The sequence below is a fragment of the Paenibacillus lupini genome (assembly GCF_011761355.1).
Lineage (GTDB): Bacteria > Bacillota > Bacilli > Paenibacillales > Paenibacillaceae > Pristimantibacillus > Pristimantibacillus lupini.
Genome location: NZ_JAASRW010000013.1, coordinates 1 through 20224 on the forward strand (window position 1 = coordinate 1; position 20224 = coordinate 20224).

19 protein-coding genes are annotated in these 20224 nt (G+C 48.6%); all 19 read right to left on the minus strand.

Translation table 11 applies throughout. From position 1 onward, the window contains the following. Positions 1-202: 202 nt before the first annotated feature. The gene (locus FHS17_RS28710; protein WP_167282779.1) at positions 203-649 is read right to left on the minus strand and encodes a GtrA family protein; all 447 of its coding nucleotides are present in this window, start codon (positions 647-649) and stop codon (positions 203-205) included. Beyond that, positions 639-1625 carry a glycosyltransferase family 2 protein gene (locus tag FHS17_RS28715; RefSeq protein WP_167282661.1) on the minus strand — a complete coding sequence of 329 codons (987 nt, stop codon included), beginning with the start codon at positions 1623-1625 and terminating at the stop codon, positions 639-641. Before FHS17_RS28715 ends, FHS17_RS28710 begins: the two co-directional genes overlap by 11 nt. Positions 1626-1649: 24 nt before the next feature. Continuing rightward, the gene (locus FHS17_RS28720) at positions 1650-5078 is read right to left on the minus strand and encodes a phospholipid carrier-dependent glycosyltransferase (RefSeq protein WP_243865599.1); all 3429 of its coding nucleotides are present in this window, start codon (positions 5076-5078) and stop codon (positions 1650-1652) included. Between the two features lie 213 nt (positions 5079-5291). After that, positions 5292-6821 carry a lysine--tRNA ligase gene (gene lysS / locus FHS17_RS28725; protein WP_208420615.1) on the minus strand — a complete coding sequence of 510 codons (1530 nt, stop codon included), beginning with the start codon at positions 6819-6821 and terminating at the stop codon, positions 5292-5294. 181 nt (positions 6822-7002) lie between these two features. Continuing rightward, positions 7003-7479, minus strand: coding sequence for a transcription elongation factor GreA (greA, locus tag FHS17_RS28730; RefSeq protein ID WP_167282663.1), 477 nt, complete (start codon positions 7477-7479; stop codon positions 7003-7005). A gap of 263 nt (positions 7480-7742) precedes the next feature. Then, positions 7743-8630 (minus strand): tRNA dihydrouridine synthase DusB, encoded by an 888-nt coding sequence (dusB, locus tag FHS17_RS28735; protein ID WP_167282785.1) that lies wholly within the window; start codon positions 8628-8630, stop codon positions 7743-7745. A gap of 132 nt (positions 8631-8762) precedes the next feature. Beyond that, the gene (locus FHS17_RS28740; protein WP_167282665.1) at positions 8763-8972 is read right to left on the minus strand and encodes a helix-turn-helix domain-containing protein; all 210 of its coding nucleotides are present in this window, start codon (positions 8970-8972) and stop codon (positions 8763-8765) included. Next, positions 8924-9475, minus strand: a complete 552-nt coding sequence (gene folK, locus FHS17_RS28745) for a 2-amino-4-hydroxy-6-hydroxymethyldihydropteridine diphosphokinase (protein WP_167282667.1) — start codon at positions 9473-9475, stop codon at positions 8924-8926. Before folK ends, FHS17_RS28740 begins: the two co-directional genes overlap by 49 nt. Beyond that, positions 9453-9839: a dihydroneopterin aldolase gene (gene folB / locus FHS17_RS28750; RefSeq protein ID WP_167282669.1), complete on the minus strand. Its 387-nt coding sequence runs from the start codon at positions 9837-9839 to the stop codon at positions 9453-9455. Before folB ends, folK begins: the two co-directional genes overlap by 23 nt. 63 nt (positions 9840-9902) lie before the next feature. After that, positions 9903-10769, minus strand: coding sequence for a dihydropteroate synthase (folP, locus tag FHS17_RS28755; protein ID WP_167282671.1), 867 nt, complete (start codon positions 10767-10769; stop codon positions 9903-9905). Continuing rightward, positions 10766-11647 carry an aminodeoxychorismate lyase gene (pabC, locus tag FHS17_RS28760; RefSeq protein WP_167282673.1) on the minus strand — a complete coding sequence of 294 codons (882 nt, stop codon included), beginning with the start codon at positions 11645-11647 and terminating at the stop codon, positions 10766-10768. The genes folP and pabC overlap by 4 nt, the downstream gene beginning before the upstream one ends. Next, positions 11644-12225, minus strand: a complete 582-nt coding sequence (gene pabA / locus FHS17_RS28765) for an aminodeoxychorismate/anthranilate synthase component II (RefSeq protein WP_167282675.1) — start codon at positions 12223-12225, stop codon at positions 11644-11646. The genes pabC and pabA overlap by 4 nt, the downstream gene beginning before the upstream one ends. 33 nt (positions 12226-12258) lie before the next feature. Then, positions 12259-13824, minus strand: a complete 1566-nt coding sequence (locus tag FHS17_RS28770; RefSeq protein ID WP_167282677.1) for an anthranilate synthase component I family protein — start codon at positions 13822-13824, stop codon at positions 12259-12261. Positions 13825-13931: 107 nt separating this feature from the next. Continuing rightward, a complete protein-coding gene (cysK, locus tag FHS17_RS28775) occupies positions 13932-14870 on the minus strand; it encodes a cysteine synthase A (protein ID WP_167282679.1) in 939 nt (312 codons plus the stop codon). Positions 14871-15027: 157 nt separating this feature from the next. Further along, the gene (locus tag FHS17_RS28780) at positions 15028-16002 is read right to left on the minus strand and encodes a peptidylprolyl isomerase (protein ID WP_167282681.1); all 975 of its coding nucleotides are present in this window, start codon (positions 16000-16002) and stop codon (positions 15028-15030) included. Between the two features lie 18 nt (positions 16003-16020). Next, the gene (gene hslO / locus FHS17_RS28785; protein WP_208420616.1) at positions 16021-16920 is read right to left on the minus strand and encodes an Hsp33 family molecular chaperone HslO; all 900 of its coding nucleotides are present in this window, start codon (positions 16918-16920) and stop codon (positions 16021-16023) included. 4 nt (positions 16921-16924) lie between these two features. After that, the gene (locus FHS17_RS28790; protein WP_167282685.1) at positions 16925-17695 is read right to left on the minus strand and encodes a type III pantothenate kinase; all 771 of its coding nucleotides are present in this window, start codon (positions 17693-17695) and stop codon (positions 16925-16927) included. Continuing rightward, positions 17692-18576 (minus strand): carboxylating nicotinate-nucleotide diphosphorylase, encoded by an 885-nt coding sequence (nadC, locus tag FHS17_RS28795; protein ID WP_167282686.1) that lies wholly within the window; start codon positions 18574-18576, stop codon positions 17692-17694. The genes FHS17_RS28790 and nadC overlap by 4 nt, the downstream gene beginning before the upstream one ends. Beyond that, positions 18569-20185 carry an L-aspartate oxidase gene (gene nadB / locus FHS17_RS28800; RefSeq protein WP_167282688.1) on the minus strand — a complete coding sequence of 539 codons (1617 nt, stop codon included), beginning with the start codon at positions 20183-20185 and terminating at the stop codon, positions 18569-18571. Before nadB ends, nadC begins: the two co-directional genes overlap by 8 nt. Positions 20186-20224: the final 39 nt, after the last annotated feature.

Genomic DNA, 20224 nt, shown 5'->3' on the forward strand with positions numbered 1-20224 from the left:
GTTTGACTTGCTCAAACTTTGTTTTTATCGCTTTTTCCGTTATTTCTAACGGGGCAGTTTTGCTCGTTGTTCAGTTTTCAAAGAACAATTTTTTTTCGTTTGTCGACCGTTTGTTTCAGCGGCGACTTAGATAATATATCACGTACGCCTAGTCTATTGCAAGCATTATTTTAAACTTTTTTAAAATAGATTTCCTAGGGCTTTACGCCCCTCGGAATACCCACCACTTGCTGCCTGCAAAGTTAAGGATGAGCGTTAATCCGGTGGCTACTAACTTTGCTAATAAAGGCCCCATCCCCATTACCTCGGTTAACTCATATAAGAGCAGCATAGATACTCCAAGCACAGCAGCATTTAGAATAATAAAACGAACGGCCTTGCGCCGATCAAATTTTGATTCACTGGTTCGACTCTTATCTCCTTTAAAGGTGATAAGGGAATTAAGCGTATAGCTGTTCACCATACCAGCACTGTAGGAGATAGCTTGTGCGGGGAGGACATAAAGTCCCGCCCAGACCAGTATGCTGTACACAATGAAATCCACAAGCGTATTTAACAGCCCTATTATATTGAATAAAACAAATTGCTTTATAGCACCAACTCGATTTTTCCTTAATTCAGTCTGCTGCTCTAATCCCTCAATGGACATACTCACGTTCCTTCTCTTTCAGCTTGTCCTCCTGATCCTTGTCCTCGGTGAACCCACGTGCTTCCCTTACAATATATAAGGGCCGATTCTTGGATTCGTCGTAGATACGACCGATGTACTCACCAATTAAACCAAGAAGCATAAGAATGATCCCGTTAAACAACAGGTTAATGGCTACGATTGTTGTCCATCCCGGTTGAGTGGTTGAAGTAAACAGGCGCTGACACAGGACGACCAGCAAATAAACAAAGCTCGAAGCCGAAAGAGCAAAACCGATATAGGTTGCAATTTTGAGCGGCTTATAAGAGAAGGACGTGATGCCGTCCAGGGCAAAGCTAATCATTTTTTTAAGCGGATATTTGGTTTCCCCGGCAAAACGTTCCTCGCGGACATACTCCACCATCGTCTGCCGGAAGCCTACCCAGCTCACCAGACCACGCACGAAACGATTCTTCTCCTTAAGACCGCGCAGTACATCGCATACTTTACGGTCTATTAACCGGAAATCTCCTGTATCCATCGGAATATCGAAGTTTGTCATACTTCTCATTGTACGATAGAAGAGCATAGCCGTTATTTTCTTGAAGGCACTTTCGCCTTTACGCTTCAGCCGTTTACCATAAACGACCTCATATCCTTCCTTCCACTTCTCGATCATCTCGAGCATAACTTCCGGCGGATCCTGTAGATCGGCATCAATAATAATAATAGCCTCGCCCTGCGCGTAGTCCATACCAGCGGTAATAGCTATCTGATGGCCAAAGTTGCGTGAGAAGTTGACCAGCTTTACATGATTGTCCTCTTGGCAGATCGCCTCGACGATTTCAATCGTTTGATCCCGGCTGCCGTCGTTAACAAATACGAGCTCGTAAGGTTCACCATACCCGTCCATCACTTCTTTGAGCTTGGCGTACGTATGGTGAATCACTTCCTGTTCGTTATACATCGGCACGATAATGCTGTATTTTGCCCTCATGCTCGTATACCCCTTCCGAAATCATCAACTGTAAAAGACCCATGAATCAAAGTGCCGCAGTGCGATCATAACGTAATCTTTACTTACTTCCATACCAGAAATAACTGGATAATACATGATGAATAGGACAACCGCTATACCAGCGTATAGCCAGCGTATCCATTTTCTATGGTCCCGACCGTCCTCGAAGCGTGTAAAGATATAGACGATGGCAAGGATCATGAACGGCACCATTGCAAAATAATGATATAAAAACGTTAATCGCGGAACGAGCATCCATGGCAGATACTGCGATAAATAAGCGATCCATAAAACGTACATCCGTTTGTCCTTACGCTTAATACTTATATAAAATGCCGCAATAACCGCGAAAATCCCTGTCCACCAAATGAGTGGATTGCCAAACGCCGAGATGGAAGAAACATCTCCTGCATGATCGAGATTTTTGCCGTTATAATACCAGACCGGACGTTTCATAAATGGCCACTCCCACCACTGTGAGGAATATGGATGGGTTGCAACAAGCTTGCTGTGATAATCATACATGTGTTCCTGGTACTCAACCAATCGCTCTGCCGTATATGTATCCCCTTTGACATCAAGAACCGGAATGTAGGACAAGCAGTAAATGATGAGTGGTATAACGACGAAAAAGACAACGCAGCTTACAAGGGTCAAAATGGTATTCCGCACAAAACTGCGGGTCGCATGATGGTATTCCCCATCATGAAGTGAAGAGGCTCCCTCTTCACGACTTTTAAGGATCCGTCTTGCGGCGGCTTGCTCTCTGTATCGTTCAATAAGGACAAGAGCCAGCATAACCGCAAGTCCTGCCCCGCCATAAATAACAATCCATTTGGATGCTACTCCGATCCCAAACAGCAAGCCAGCCCAGAATAAAGGTACAAGCGTCTTCCGAAGCGGCGACCGGTAAAAGCTCATTTCTCTGTATTTATTCATGAAGTAGAACATCAGCATGATGAAAAAGACACCATAGACATCAATTGTAGCAATACGTGTTTGCGTAAAATGCATAAAATCTGCTGCGAACAATATCGTTGCTGTTGCTGCATACCCGGTTTTACGGAATAGCTGCAGGGCAAACAGATAAATGATTGGCAGCATACCGATACCAAACAGGGTACCCATGATCCGCCAGCCAAATGGACTAAGGCCAAACAGCTTAATGCCAACTGCAATTAACAGCTTGCCAAGCGGCGGATGTGTATTTTCATAAGCTTTTATTCCATGGAGGTTCTCATAAGCCGTGCGTGCATGGTAGATCTCATCAAAATAAGAACTGTTTTTATAGGTAGACTTATATACAGCGTTCGCTTGCTCATCGAATAGTCGACTGCCTTGCAGAGCTTTGTCAGCTTCATCAGAACCATCTACATCAACAATCTGCTGAATAAGAATCGGCTGATCACTGCCCTCCGAATAGAAAGCTGCCTCTTGCATCGTAAAGCCCCACTTGGTAACCGTGAGCTTCGCATACCGGACAGTCTGATTGATCGGGTTAACCGTCCATTTCAGGTTATCGCCGACCTTTTGCTCAATTTCGATCGGGTTACTCCATTGATCCGGTGTGCTGCTGCTAAACTCCCATTTGTACTTGCCAACGCCAACTCCGTTAAAGCTGTTCACTTGGCTGATTTGTACCGGCTTCCCGAAATCCACATAAAAGCTTTGGCCATCGCGGTCTGCCTTCCAGCCGCTGTCGAAGCTAACGGTTGAGCCTAAGTTGGACAGCGCAATTACCGCATAGATGACCGTAATGATGGACATCCACAGCCAATCCTTACGTTGAAACCTGCGCTTAGGAGGTTCACTCTCAGCCCGCACACCTTGCAGCAAATGCTCTTCTGAACGCTCGAGCTCTGCCTTCGTAATGACGGGAACCGCAAGCTGCTGCCCCCTAATATATCTATCATAGCCGATATAAAGCATGTAAATATACAAACCAACATTGCAAAGTGAAGTCACAATGAGAATGCCGTCTGAGGAAGGCAAGAAAGCATTCGCCTGGCTGAATACCAGAACGTAACCAACATTAATGAAATGGGTAACGCTAAATCCAAACAGCAAATGCAGAATTCTACGGTCTTTTGCCTCGATATAAGCAAAGATCATTAGAAGAAGAGCAGGAAACATATAGCGCTCATGCATTTTGGCAGCAAACATAAAGACGGTAACGATCAGGATCATCGCCATATAGAAGGAACCCGACAAGTCCTTCTGCTGCTTGCGAGCTGCAAAAAAGAGAATGGAAGCGACTGTCGCAAAAACAATTCCGACATTGCCCCATGTTGCGTATTGAAGACCAAGCCACTGCTGATCCAGCTTCGCCCAGTTCCCTCCGGTTAACGCGTATAGATTAAATGCGTTCAGTGTGGCATAGGGGTAAGAAGATAACGTCGACTTATACAAATTGTAGAGAGCATGTAGTCCACCATTACTCCATATAAACGGTGCGGCGAGCAGGAGAAAGGCAACAGCCCCATACCCGATGCCAGCAGCAACACGCTTCCACGCTTTAAGGTTATATCCATAAGCAAGCAGCATAACGGGAGAAAAAATAAGCGCTTGCGGCTTCACAAGAACAGCGAGAGCAAACCAGATCGAGCCGCGTTCCAGCTTGCCGTTTGTAATGGCATGAATCGCAAGCACCAAAATCAGAGCGAAGAAGGAATCGACCTGTCCCCATCCAGCCGAGTTAATCCAGACGGCAGGGTTCCAGATATAGAGCATTGCCAGCCCAAATGCCGCCCGATGATCAAGTTTTTTCTGAGCGGTGCGGTATATCAAATAACCTGTGATAAGATCGGCTGCAATAGCCGGCAGTTTATAGAGTAACAAAGCTGCATCGCTGGCGGAATCTATTCCCGCCCATGATTGTATGGCTCCAAGCACATACAGCACATAGATATAACCCGGAGGGTAATCGGCAAAAAGTCCTTCCTGATAGAAGTGACTTAACCCATCTGTGTAGGCATGGTTCGCCCAAAATATAAACGTATTAATATCATTCGTATAACCAGGGTTTGAAACCGCAATATAAAAACGGAAGGCAAATGCAGCAAGAAGTGCAATTCGCATGCCATTCATGGATGGCTTGCTCCCCGGTGCAATAAACTTCCCTCCGGAAGAGAATTCCCGAGCACGCAGCCACCTGCTGTACAAGTATGCAAACAACGCACCAAATAACGCGGATACGGCTAACACCGGGAACGCAGATATTTTCTTCGGATCCACGGTCTTCTCTTGCGGTGCTGCTGAACTAGACTGAACCGGCTCCATGGAGATGATCGGCGAGAAGGCCTCTGTAGCAATATTGCCTAATCCGGTTGTGCTACTTCCCTCGGCAGCAGCGGCAGTATAGCCGGTTATCGCAGGTAAAAGTCCAATGACGAGTACAAATAACAAACCTATAATAGCACGTAGCTTCCACATTTTCCGCGATTCACCTCGAACGATAAGTTTCGAACAAGCATCCTTTTTCCTGTAAAATACATTCTCACTTTCCCTATCAAATGTCAATGTGTACAGCTATCGTGATAAAACTACTATCGATGTCTTTACAAAGATAAGCGGCCCCATGGTAATGAAAAAGCACCGCCCGGACCAGTTAGTCCAAGCGGTGCTGTTGTCTACTTCATCTTAATCTTATTCGCCTTGACGCTGCTCGCGCATATGCGGGAACAACAGAACATCGCGGATCGAAGGAGCATCTGTAAGCAGCATAACGAGGCGGTCAACACCAATGCCAAGTCCGCCTGTAGGCGGCATGCCGTACTCAAGGGCACGGATGAAGTCATCGTCCATCTCATGCGCTTCGTCATTGCCTTGTTCCTTCTCTACCAGTTGAGCTTCAAAGCGTTGGCGCTGGTCGATTGGATCATTCAGCTCCGTAAAGGCATTCGCATGCTCACGTGCAACGATAAACAACTCGAAGCGGTCTGTGAAACGCGGATCAACCGGGTTCTTCTTCGCCAGCGGCGAGATCGCAACCGGATGGCCTGTAACAAACGTCGGCTGAATAAGTGTATGCTCACAATGTGTCTCGAAGAAGGAATTCAAGATGTGGCCAAACGTCATATGAGGCTCAACCGGCACTTTATGCTCCTTCGCAAGGGCATGAGCTTCTTCGTCGGTCATCTCAACACTGAAGTCAACACCAGTTACTTCCTTAACCAGATCCACCATCGACACGCGGCGCCATTCTGGCGTCAGGTCAATCTCTTGTCCTTGATAAGTGATTTTCATCGTACCGAGTACTTCTTGTGCAATGTGTGCAATCAAGTTCTCAGTGAGCGACATGATGTCTTTGTAGTCAGCATAAGCCTCGTACAGCTCGATCATCGTAAATTCTGGATTGTGGCGAGTCGAAATACCCTCATTCCGATATACACGACCGATCTCGTATACTTTCTCCAGACCACCAACAATCAGACGTTTCAAGTGAAGCTCAATCGCGATACGCATATAGAGCTGCATATCAAGCGCATTATGATGAGTAATAAATGGACGTGCCGCAGCTCCGCCTGCAATGGAATGCAGAGTAGGCGTCTCAACTTCGAGATAGCCCTTGGAGTCAAGGTAACGGCGCATCGATTGGATAATTCGGGATCGTGCGATGAAGGTTTGCTGAACATCCGGGTTCACGATCAGATCAACATAACGCTGGCGGTAGCGCAGCTCTACATCTTTCAGGCCATGGTATTTATCAGGCAGCGGAAGAAGCGACTTCGTCAGCACTTCCACTTCATGTGCTTTAACTGAAACTTCGCCCGTATTCGTCTTGAACACAACGCCGTTGATGCCAACGATATCACCGATATCCAGCATTTCAAAAGCAGCGTATTTGTTCGCTTCAACGGTATCTTTGCGGACGTAAATTTGGATTTTGCCAGAAAGGTCCTGGATATGAGCAAACGATGCTTTACCCATGCCGCGTTTTTGCATAATACGGCCAGCAATGCTCACCTTAATCGCTTTCTCTTCCAGCTCTTCTTTGCTTAGCGCTTCATAAGCGGCAATAATATCCTTCGCATTATGCGTACGCTCAAATTTACCGCCGAATGGGTCGACGCCAAGTGCTCTCAGCTCGTCCAATTTGTCTCTGCGGATTTGCAGAAGTTCGCTTAGTTCTTGCTCTTGTTCCACTCCCGTGTTTTGCTGATCCACTTCATTCATCTCCTAAATTAAAGGCACTGCTCAAGCGTAAACGGCTGCACCTTCTTTGGAAGGGCAGCAGACGTTTCGCGAGTGAAATATAAGCATAGTATAGAGAAGCTTATACTTTCTTATATTTAACGTTCAAAAAGCTTCCACTAAGGAAGCTTTCCGAAAATATACGCAAGTGGCAGTGCAAACCTTATTTTTTGATATCGACGATTTTATATTGAATAATGCCGGCAGGAACGCTTACGTCCACGACTGTACCCTTTTTCTTGCCCAAAATCGCTTTGCCTACCGGGCTCTCATTCGAAATCTTGTTTCGAAGAGGATCGGACTCGGCTGAACCTACGATTGCATATTCCATTGTATCACCGAATTCCAAATCTTCCACCGTTACAACCGATCCAATACTTACCGAATCGGTAACGATCTCATCATTATTAATAATCCGCGCATTGCGGAGCATTTTCTCAAGGGTGATGACACGGCCTTCAATAAAGGCCTGCTCATTCTTCGCGTCCTCATATTCCGAGTTCTCGCTGATATCTCCATAACCGATCGCAATTTTGATACGTTCCGCTACTTCACGACGCTTGACCGACTTGAGGTTTTCCAGTTCCTCTTCAAGTTTCTTTAAACCGTCCTGAGTCAGAATGATTTCCTTATCGCCCATCTTCCGATTCTCCTGTCGTGTGACATATTATTCATACAGTTGTATGAATTTCACTGTTATTTAATATATTGCATTCCCCGTTCCTCATGCCAAGTTGCGGGGCAGTCAGCGCGGAAACGACGATGTCGTTGATGTATATTGCAAGATTATATTTCAAAGATACCCCGAATGTCAATCAAAGCCAAATATGCCGCTGTAACCGCTTTACAAGAGATTAGATTGAGAGGACCAACGGCTTAGGGGCCGATGATCCTCTCTTCTTCTTAATGAGCGGTTTGGGAACCGCCTGCAATAGAGGTCAACTCTTCTTCATTCAAAGAAGAAATGTATTGATCCAATATTTCGACAAGCTTGTCGCGGCCTGTTTCTTCCATAATGACATCCTTCACGCGAGCTGCGCCAGGGAGTCCTTTCAAGTACCAAGCCAGATGCTTAGTACGATATAACATCCACGGGTTGCCAAGCGCGCCACGGCCAATCATAACACCGTCGCAGCCAGTATGTTCAAGCAGGCGGCGGGCATCTTCCGGCGAGAAAACATCACCATTACCAATAACGGGAATGGAGACCGCTTGCTTCACATCACGAATAATGTCCCAATTCGCCTTACCCGTGTATTGCTGCTCACGAGTCCGTCCATGCACGCTGACAGCTTTGCCGCCTGCGCTTTCGACAGCTTTCGCGTTATCGACAGCAAAGATATGCTCATCATCCCAGCCGATCCGCATTTTAACCGTAACCGGCTTGCTGACAGCAGCGGTAACAGCCGAGACCATTTCATAAATTTTATTCGGATCAAGCAGCCAGCGGGCACCTGCATCACATTTTGTCACTTTAGGTACCGGACAGCCCATATTAATATCAATAATATCGGCATTGGTCTGTTGGTCGACAACTTTCGCTGCCTCCACGAGCGACTCACGGTCGCCGCCGAAAATTTGCAGACTAAGCGGCTTCTCCCGCTCATCTACGAAGAGCATTTCCATCGTTCGCTTGTTGCCGTGCAAGATCGCCTTGTCGCTGACCATCTCTGCGCATACTAGACCGGTTCCAAACTCTTTAGCAATGAGACGGAAAGCCGGGTTGCAGACGCCAGCCATCGGCGCTAGCACGACTTTGTTTTTCATCTCAATATCTCCGATTTTCAACATGCTATTCATTTCTCCTCCTAAAAAAGAATAACCACCTAAATGGCCAAATCCAAAAGATTAGTGGTTATTCTTGCTTCGAAAGCAAGAGCTCTAATGAATGATGAAGTCTAGTTTCGTCATATGAAAGGTACGTTATGATTCCGTATCCATTAATTCTTCATAGCTGATGCCTAACGTATTCGCTATATTCATCAGAAGCCGCGCATCAGGCTTACGTGTTCCCCGCTCCAGCGATCCAAGAACCGCTACGGATACGCCTAATACCTTCGCCAGCTCCTGCTGGGTGTAACCCTTCAGCTTCCGGAACGCCCGGACTCGCTGAGCCAATTGGTGATTTTCCATAACGTGATGCCTTCCTTTCCATCCTGAAGCGCCGCTGCTGCAGAGGCCGAAACCGGGTTCTGCAGAGGATGCGACGAGTCGATGACATCCCTAAGTGGTACAAGCACGAATGCCCGCTCCATCATACGAGGGTGAGGCAGCGTAAGCTCCTCATCATCCATCGTTACATCTCCATATAACAGCAGATCTAGATCTATGGTGCGAGGTCCCCAGCGAATATCTCTGACACGGCCAAGAAGCTGCTCAACATCAAATAACGCATGAAGCAGCTCATTTGGTGAAAGAGAAGTCTTAACAGACACGGCCATATTAAGAAAAGCAGGCTGATCCGTATACCCGACGGGGTCTGTCTCGTAAATACCAGATACTTTAACAATCTGAACGCCAGACTGCTGCTCAAGATGTTCTACCGCCTGCCTGAGCAGTTCCTCGCGATCACCAAGATTGGAGCCAAGTGCAATATACGCCTGAGTAATCGTGTTAGGCACGAACAACACGTCCATTCCCGTCCCGCTTGCGGCGGAGCTCAATTGTAACTCCGTCAAAATGAATCTCAAACGGCGGATTTGGCTTTGTTACACGAACCGTCACTTCATTTATCATAGTATAAGCTTCCAAAACCCGCGTTGCAATGCCGCCAGCTAAAGCTTCAATTAATTTATAAGGCTTGCCCTGCACGACGGATTTGACCTGCTCATACAGCTCAGCGTAGTTTATGGTTGCCTCCAAGTCATCAGTTGCCGCCGCTTGCTCCAGGTCGAGCTTTAGATCAAGGTCGACGATAAACTTCTGTCCAAGCCGATTTTCTTCGGGAAAAACACCGTGATAGCCGTAAAATTGTATGCCCTTCATTATCATGCTGTCCATTGCCTTCCGATTCCTCGCTTTCTATTAGAACGGCGGCGAGCATCGCCACCGCTGTCAGCGCATTTACTTGCGGTACATGATGGCGTCGGTCATCATTGCCGTCCGCTTATTCGCACGTACATCGTGTACGCGCACGATTTGGCAGCCTTGTGCAATACCTAGCGTCGTTGTCGCCGCTGTACCTTCCGCCAGATCATCAACCGGCAGGTCCAGCGTCTGCCGGATGAACCGTTTGCGCGAGGTACCCAGCAGCACCGGGTACCCAAGCTCTGTTAGTTCCGACAACCGGCCCATAAATTCGAGGTTGTCGTCATGGTCTTTGGCGAAGCCAAGACCCGGGTCGAGCCAAATCTGGCTTGCTTCAACGCCAGCTTGAAGCGCTATAGCCACACTCGACTGCAGGTCGGCGAGCACATCCGGGACAAGATCACTGTAGTCCCGGGCTGGGCGGTTATGACTGATAATAACGGGACAGCCATACTCGGCCGCAACGGCCGCCATAAAGGGGTCATACTTCAGACCCCAGATGTCGTTAATAATATGCGCGCCCGCTTCTAGCGCCTGGCGTGCGGTATCTGCCTTGTACGTGTCGATTGAGATCGGCACGTGAGGTGCCGCTTCGCGTACAGCCCGAATCACGGGCAGCAGGCGGCGAAGCTCTTCCTCTACGCTGACCGGCTCAAAGCCGGGGCGCGTCGATTCGGCACCGATATCGATAATATCGACGCCCTCCTCTACCATAGTGGCTGCACGCGCAGCCGCAGCCTCCGCATGATTGAACCGCCCGCCATCCGAGAAGGAATCCGGCGTAGCATTCAAGATCCCCATAATAAGCGTCCGTTTCCCAAGCTCCAGCTTGATACCGCCGCCTAGTTCATAGCTTCTATTCCAGAAGGTTGGCTTATAGCCTTGTTGTTCCCATTCGCTCATCGTTGTTGTGCCTCCGTATCTTCGCGATAAGCAAGCAATAGCTCGCGCAGCACTAGTCCCGCCAATCCGTTACCAACTACAGTGCTGCTGCCTGCCTCATCGGTTAACCGCGTAACTGGTACGAGCTCCTGAATGGAAGTCGTCAGCCAAACTTCCTCCGCAGCCAGAAGCTCATCATACAAATAGTGCCCCTCCCGAACGGTATAGCCCCGCTCGCGTGCGAGCTCGATTACCCGCTGCCTCGTAATTCCTGGCAAAATGCCAATATCCGTTGAAGGGGTATATATAATGCCGTCCTGCACAAAAAACAGATTGCTCACGATGCCTTCGGCGAGCAAGCCCTCATGACTTACCATAAGTCCTTCTGCCGAAGCGGAAGCACCACTTGCCAGCAATTCCCGCTTTGCAATTATATTGTTCATATAATGGAGTGATTTTAAACGAAGTGCCCCTTCCGGGGTATTCCTTACGGTCTTCAGCAGACGCAATTCCTTACCTTCGTCATACAACCGTTCATTATGAGGTGGAAGGGCTTTAACGAGCATAAGCTCGGTCGGCTGCTCATAATCGCTGCTTGGAAGACCAAGCTCGCCAATGCCTGCCGTGACCGTGAGACGGATATACCCTTCATTGAGCCCGTTTGCTTCCAAAAGAGTTGTAATCATCGCCTGCAGCGCATTCAGATCCGGATTATACCGGATACCGATAGCCTCACAACCCGCCATGAGCCGTTCCATATGCTGATTCAGCAAATACGGCCTGCCGCCGTAGGTCCGGAACGTCTCAAATAACCCCATACCGTACAAAAAGCCGTGATCATAAATCGAGATCACAGCTTCTCCAGATTCCATTACCGTTCCGTTCAGCGCGATCTTCATCGTGCCGCGCCCGTCCGGCGTTTCAAGAAATTGCGCAGCATCGCATGTCCATGCTGCGTGATGATTGATTCAGGATGGAACTGTACGCCTTCGATCGGATATTCTTTATGGCGCAGTCCCATAATTTCGCCTTCCGCCGTTTCTGCACTAATCTCGAGGCAATCCGGAAGCGTCTCACGCTTCACAATTAATGAGTGGTAACGAGTAGCCGTATAAGGAGATGGAATTCCTTCAAAGATCGTCTTGCCATCATGCAAAATTTCAGACGTTTTGCCGTGCATCAGTTTCTCCGCGCGCACCACATCACCGCCAAATGCTTGTCCGATCGACTGATGGCCAAGACATACACCAAAGATCGGAATAATACCTTTGAAATGCTCAATAACCGAGAGGCTGATGCCTGCTTCATTCGGAGAGCAAGGTCCAGGCGAGATCAGGATATGGTCGGGCTTCAGCGCTTCAATACCAGCAAGATCAATCTCGTCATTCCGCTTTACGACAACCTCTTCACCCAATTCCCCTAAATACTGCACCAAGTTGTACGTAAACGAATCATAATTATCAATTACTAGAATCATCGCTACTGCTCCCCCTTTGTGTATCGCCCTGCATTATGTCCGGCTTGTCCGCTCTGCAAATCGTTCACTATACTGAATTGCCTTCCATAATGCCTTCGCTTTATTTAACGATTCGTAATACTCCCGCTCCGGATCGGAATCAATGACGATTCCTGCTCCCGCCTGGATATGTACGATACCGTCTCTCACCGCCATCGTTCTTATAATTATATTAAATTCCATATCGCCATTATAGTCAATCCATCCGAGTGATCCCGTATAAGGTCCCCGCCGGACCGGCTCAAGCTCTTCGATGATTTCCATGGTGCGGATTTTCGGTGCGCCAGTGATCGTTCCTCCCGGGAATGTCGCCGCGATGACGTCAAAGGCATCCTTGCCTTCTGCTAAACGTCCCTCCACCTGGGATACCAAGTGCATAACATGGGAGTAATATTCGATAACCATCAGCTCTTCGACTTTAACCGTACCAAATTCCGAAATACGCCCAAGATCGTTACGCTCAAGATCGACGAGCATGATATGCTCCGCCCGCTCCTTCTCGCTTGTACGGAGCTCCTCCGCCATCAACAAGTCTTCTGTCTCCGATCTGCCGCGGCGGCGTGTGCCTGCAATCGGCCTTGATGCCAGCTTATTGCCGTTCTGCTCGACTAGCAGTTCAGGAGAAGCTGAGACAAGCTGGAAGTCCGGGCAGCGCAAGAATCCCATGTACGGCGACGGATTGAAAATACGCAGCCACTCGTACAACTCCTCTGGTGAAGCAGCGACTTCCCGGCTCTGCCTCTGGGACAGATTCACCTGAAATACATCGCCTTGGCTGATGTAATGCTGAATACGCTGCACAGCATCCATAAAAGCTTCTTTGCGGAAGGGTGAAGTGATGCCCTCTACCAACTCCACATCGATATGCAGACTGTCGCCTTCCAGGAACCGTCTCCGATCCTCGCGAATCGATGCAGCCTCGCCATCCTGCTGCTGAATGTGCTCCTGCCAGAACGCTGCCATCTCATCGGCTTGTGCCGCTGCTTTCTCATAGCAGGCTTTGAGCTGCTCATCATCTTCTTCTCCATTAACAGCCGTATGGACAGCGCAATACAGCATCTTATCCTGCTGATCCACAATCCAGATCCTGTTCATGCGCAGGAACAAATAATCCGGAAGTCCTGTATCATCCGCCGAAAGCTCTGGCAGACGCTCAATCGAACGGACCACATCGTAGCTCCAATAGCCTACGCAGCCCCCCGTCCATTTAGGCCCATCCGCAAGCTTTGGAGACCGATAGGGCTCCATCCAACGGCGCATAATCTCGAGAGGCTTGCCTTCCCAGCTTTTTTCCGCCAGAACATGACCTTGCAGATCCCACTCTTCCGATTGTGCATGCAGCCCCTTCCCGCGAATAACGCCTTCTGGGCGCAAGCCCAAATATGTGTAACGTCCGTCCTTACCACTTTCCAATACAAAAGCATGTGGAGAAGCCGCGCGCCATGCCGACTCCCAGGAGTCGACCGTAACCGATCCAAGCGGAATACGCTTTAACAAAGGCAGGGTCGTATATTTTCGTTCCGCCTGCCATAAGGCCCACTGCCGGGGTGCGGTGAACATATTCATTTCCTCCGATCAGGTATGATTTGCTAAGTATACAAAAAGCCCCCGTAAACGTCAAAAAGCCCCCATTCCAAGGAATGGGGACTCCTATAAGTAGGTCTATATTAGTTCTCGAAGTTAAACAATGGCGTGGACAGGTAACGTTCGCCATTCGAAGGAACAACCGCGATAACACGTTTGCCTTTGCCCAGTTCTTTCGCTACTTTGAGTGCAGCGAAGATCGCAGCACCGGAAGAAATACCACACAAGATACCTTCTTCTTTCGCAGCGCGACGAGCATATTCGAATGCTTCTTCGTTCTCAACGGTAATAACTTCGTCATAAATCTCACGATTCAGGATATCTGGTACAAAGTTAGCACCGATACCTTGGATTTTGTGAGGACCAGGGTTGCCGCCCGACAGGATCGGGGAAGCAGCTGGCTCAACTGCATAGATTTTAATGCCTTCAAAGTTCTCTTTCAATACTTCGCCTGTACCCGAAATCGTACCGCCAGTACCGATACCCGCAATAAATGCATCCAGCTTGCCGTCGAGGGAGTTGATCGCTTCAACGATTTCCGGTCCTGTTGTTTCGCGGTGAACTTTTACGTTCGCTTGGTTCTTGAATTGTTGTGGAATGAAATACGAAGGGTTCTCTTTCGCCAGCTCTTCTGCTTTGCGAACAGCACCGTTCATACCTTCGGAGCCTGGAGTCAGAACAAGCTCTGCACCGTAAGCACGAAGCAGGTTGCGGCGCTCAATGCTCATTGTCTCAGGCATAACAAGGATCGCTTTGTAGCCTTTAGCTGCTGCTACCATTGCAAGTCCGATACCTGTGTTACCACTGGTAGGCTCAACGATTGTATCGCCTGGTTTCAGACGGCCTTCTTGCTCAGCAACTTCGATCATGCTGATTGCAATACGGTCTTTAACGCTTGCACCTGGGTTTTGGTATTCAAGCTTAACATAAATTTCGGCGCTATCTTCTGGCACAAGACGGTTCAAACGGACAAGAGGTGTGTCACCAATGAGTTCAGTTACGCTGTTTACAATTCTAGCCATGAGAATAATTGCCTCCTTATTCCGACTAATTTAGTTGGTTTTTTCCTAATATCATATTATCAATCTCTTATATCCGTTGTCAATAGTTTCTTTCTTGAATTTACAAGAAAAGGGAGAAGCCGCCCGGGGGCGGCTTCTAGATGATTATATTAGTGCTCTAAGGGGTAGTTGTCGCGTCGTATTTGTGAAGTAAATCATCCTCAATCTCATTAAGCGGCTTGGCTTTGGAGAGCGCCAAATCCTGCCGTGCCTTTTCATACAGAACATGACCGGTCAGGCCTTCCGTTTTCTGCCGTTCGATTAAGCGGATTACTGCATATCCATCTTCGACCTTAATAGGACCTGTTGTCTCTCCTGTCTGAAGCCGGCTTGCTTCATCGAGCAGATCAGCGTCATAGAAAGGATCATCAGAATCGATAAGACCTAGATCTCCGCCGGAATCAGATGTGTTGCTGTCCATTGAGTACGTGCTTGCTAACTCATCAAATGAGGCTCCGTCTGATAAAAGATCGAGCACATCATTTGCCTCTTGTGCTGTATCCGTTACAATCCACTGCAGATGCAGCCTAAGCCGATCGGCGAATTGCTTTTGATTCGCTGCTATGTAATTCTCGATCTCCACCTCGGACAAATCGACCGTTAAGACAGCGATTTTCTCAAGCAGCAAGCGATATCTGACATCTTCCCGTACATCAATCTTCGACATGCCAAGCTGTTCCTGCATCACATTATAAAAAACATCTTCGCTATCGTATCCTTCGATCATCGAAGCCAGCTCCCGGTCCTCTTCTTCAGAGGTTACGCTTAGCTGCTGAGCCTTTGCTTCTAGATCAATCGCCTTATGAACCATCATCGTTCGAAGTACGGTGTTCCCGTATTGCTTCTCAAGCTGGCTCTCCAGCTCAGCCGTTGTAATTGGGATGCCTCCCACCGTAGCCGCAATGCCATCGCTTCGCACAGAATCCGAATCACTTGGCGTATCACCAGTCTGTGCCTTTGTCTCCGAATCAGGCTCATGCTGCTCAGGATCATCCGAGAACGGAGACAGCTTCACAATGACAGCCACGCTTAGGACAATCATACAAATCGCTTGAAGAACGACAACTGCTTTTATTACCCCGTATTTCCTCATTTCCCCAATGCCCCCGCGTTATTGCACAAGCTTTGGCTTTGCCTGATCAATCAGCTGCTTCAGCTGTACCGGGTCAAACGTATAAGCCACGTTGCAATAATGGCAGACTACCTCTGCCTTGCCATCTTCCTCAATAATCTGCTCCAGCTCCGATACTCCCAGGCTGATCAGCGTCTGCTCCACCCGCTCCTGCGAGCATTTACACTGGAACTTCAAATCCAGCGAATCATGGATATGCAGCTCATCACCTACAAGCCTACGAAGTATTCCTTCTGGTGTCTCTCCTTGTTCAAGCAGCTTCGTCACATGCGGCATAGCACCAACAGCCTGCTCGAGACGGGTGATCTCCTCATCCGTTAGTCCAGGCAGGATCTGTACAATAAATCCACCAGAATGAATAACGCTGCCGTCTGCTTCTACAAGCACGCCAAGTCCAACTGCGGAAGGTGTCTGCTCTGATACGGCAAAATAATACGTGAAATCTTCAGCCAGCTCGCCCGAAATGATCGGTACGCTGCCGAGATAAGGATCCTTAAGTCCAAGGTCCTTAATAATATGAAGGTATCCATTACGGCCAACGCCGCCAGCGACATCGATCTTCCCATGCTCATTACTAGGAAGCAGCACATCCGGGTTATCGACATAACCCCGTATTTCACCATGTGCATTAGCGTCAACGACGATTTGACCGATTGGACCGTCACCTTTTACTTTAACAGTCAGCTGCTCTTCACCTTTCAGCATCGCACCCATTATGGCTGCTGCTGTTGCCGTGCGACCAAATGCGGCCGTTGCTGTCGGCAGCGTCTGATGGCGACGCTGAAGCTCAGATACAAGCTGGGTAGTGCGGGCAGCAAATACGCGAATTTTACCTCCCCACGCCGTACCCCGAACGAGTACGTCTGGTAACTGCTCCATTCTTCTATCCCTCCTGATTCCGTTCATAAATAATGCGTAATCCTTCTAACGTCAGAAGTGGATCAACTTCTTCTATCGTTTCCGATTCCGAACTAATTAACTCTGCGAGTCCTCCTGTTGCGACAACACGCGGTGTTACTTGAAATTCTTTTCGAATCCGATTGACGATACCATCTACTTGTCCAGCGTATCCGTAGATAATACCTGCCTGCATCGAAGTAACCGGGTTGCGGCCAATGACACTCTTCGGCTTCACCAGCTCAATACGCGGCAGCTTAGCTGCACGCTGGTACAGCGCCTCTGTCGAAATGCCGATGCCTGGCACTATAGCTCCACCCAGATAGCTGCCGGAAGCATCAATATAATCAAAGGTCGTCGCAGTGCCAAAATCAACAACGATAAGTGGTGCGCCATATTTCACAATACCTGCTACCGAGTTCACGATTCGGTCTGCACCAACTTCACGCGGATTTTCATAACGGATATTAAGACCTGTCTTAATACCAGGACCAACGACTAGTGGTGTCTTGCGCAAATATTTCATACACAGCTGCTCAAGCGCACGCATCAGCGGCGGAACAACCGAGGAAATAATAACGCCTTCGATCTGCTCCATCCGAATACCCGCATAATGGAACAGATTGTGCATGTTCATGCCATACTCATCCACGGTTGCCGAACGGTTCGTGCTAAGCCGCCAATGATGAAGCAGTTCCTTGCCCTTATAGACGCCCAGAACGATGTTCGTATTGCCGACGTCGATAACTAAGATCACGTAGGAGCGCCCCCTTTTTTCGCATTCAAATCAAGACTTATATCAAGCGCGTTAAACGAGTAAGTTAATCCCCCAACAGAGATAACGTCTACTCCGCAGGCCGCAATCGTACGAACGGTATCCAGCCTTACATTACCCGATGCTTCAACGATAACATGCGGAGAATGGGCTTTAATACGACTCACAGCTTCCGTCATCAACGCAGGTGCCATATTATCGAGCATAATAATATCCGCGCCACATGCGAGTGCTTCTTCAATCTGATCAAAGGATTCTGTTTCTACCTCAATCTTCATTGTATGAGGAATTGCAGCACGTGATGCTTCGACAGCCTGGCGAATGCCGCCTGCACCTTTAATATGATTATCTTTGATCATTACGGCGTCATATAAACCAAAGCGATGATTGGCTCCTCCGCCAACACGGACCGCATACTTCTCCAGCATCCGGTGACCTGGCGTTGTTTTGCGTGTATCGACAAGCCGTACCGGCAAGCCCTCAAGTGCTGTAACAAAAGCATTGGTCTTCGTCGCAATACCCGACAGCCGCTGCATCAAATTAAGAGCAAGACGTTCACCAGTCAGTAAACTATGTGTGCTCCCCTCAACAATTGCAATAACAGTGCCTTTCTCTACATACTCGCCGTCGCTGACTTTCGCTTCGAATTGAAGCGATGCATCAACTACTTCAAATACGAGACGGGCAACTGGAAGGCCGGCAATAATGCCGCTCTCCTTCACATGGATAACGGCAGTTGACTGCGAACCCATCGGAATTGTCGTCGCTGTTGTAATATCGCCGCTGCCGATATCTTCAGCCAGCCAGCTGCGGATCAGCTCGCGCAGGGCGTGATTATAGGTGCCGAACGTTGTATCAAACATGAATAATTCGCTCCTCTGTCATTCCTTGCAGCCGGTGCAGAATGGTATGCTTGCGCCATACTGCGTCGTTCTTCTCCGGGAAATCCTCCCGGCTATGCGCACCCCGGCTTTCTTCCCGCTGCAGTGCTGATTCAGTTGTTAGAATCGCACAGGTCAGCAGGTTAGCAAATTCGTATTCCTCCCGCTTCGTCAGAACCGATTGGAAGAATGGCAGCTGCCGCTTCAGCTCTTCAAGACCTCTCTCAAGACCTTGAGCGTTACGGCGAAGACCTGCGTAACGAACCATAACCTTCTGCAGCTTGAGCCGCTTCTCAACAACCGCCTGCATTGGCGCACTGCTGCGCGGCTGCTCCACTTCGATTTCCGGTTTTGTTTCAAGCTCCGAAAGCTTCATAATGCTATCAACAATACGTTTGCCAAATACAATTGCTTCAGATAATGAATTGCTCGCAAGACGGTTCGCTCCATGAACACCGGTAGACGATACTTCCCCGCATGCAAATAATCTTCTTATATTGGTTTCCCCGTTTAAATCGGTTTTGACTCCACCCATCATATAATGGGCAGCAGGTGCAACCGGAATCCAGTCCGTCGTCAGGTCCAGCCCATACTGCAGACAGAATTCATAGATATTCGGGAAACGATGCTTCACCATATCGGCCGATTCATGAGTCACATCTAGATAAACGAACGTCGACTTTGTCTCTTCCATCTCACTGACAATTGCGCGAGCGACAACATCACGAGGTGCAAGCTCAAGCTGAGGATGATAGCGATCCATGAAACGCTCGCCCCGGATATTACGCAGAATCGCACCTTCGCCCCGAACTGCCTCGGAGATGAGGAAGCGTGGTGCACCAGGATAACAAAGAGAAGTCGGATGGAATTGAACAAATTCCATATCTTGAATGAGAGCACCTGCACGGTAAGCCATAGCAACACCGTCGCCAGTTGCTACATCCGGATTAGTCGTATAACGATACAACTGGCCTGTTCCACCGGAGCATAAGATCGTCGCTTTACCCCGCACATATAGACGCTGCCCGTCAGGCTTCTGAACGATCGCCCCACAGCATTCGCCATCCTGTGTCACAAGGTCGATGACAAAATGATCATCCCACACGTCAATGCCTGGATCGGCTGTTGCTTTCTCCGACAAAGCGCGTACGATCTCAAAACCTGTTGCATCTCCGTTCGCGTGAAGAATACGACGCTGACTATGCGCCCCTTCCTTGGTAAGCGCAAATACACCGTTCTCAAGGTCAAACTGTGTGCCCATGCTGATGAGATTGCTGACGCCTTCGGGACCCTCATGGACAAGGACATTAACTGCATCTTCCGAGCAAAGACCTACGCCTGCAATAAGCGTATCCTCGCGATGATAGGCTGGTGAATCGTCATCCGAAATAACCGCAGCGATACCCCCTTGAGCGTAACGCGTATTGCTGTCGAGCAAAGATTTTTTCGTAATCATTAAGACAGAATGGTTCTTCTCACTTGCCAATAATGCGGTAAAAAGACCGGCAATGCCGGCCCCGATTACAAGTACGTCTTTCTCTATAACGGGCAAGTCCTCTAACGACAGGTCAACGAGGTATCTTGGTATCATATTATTATTGCGCCTCCAAGCATAGGAGTAGCGCATGCT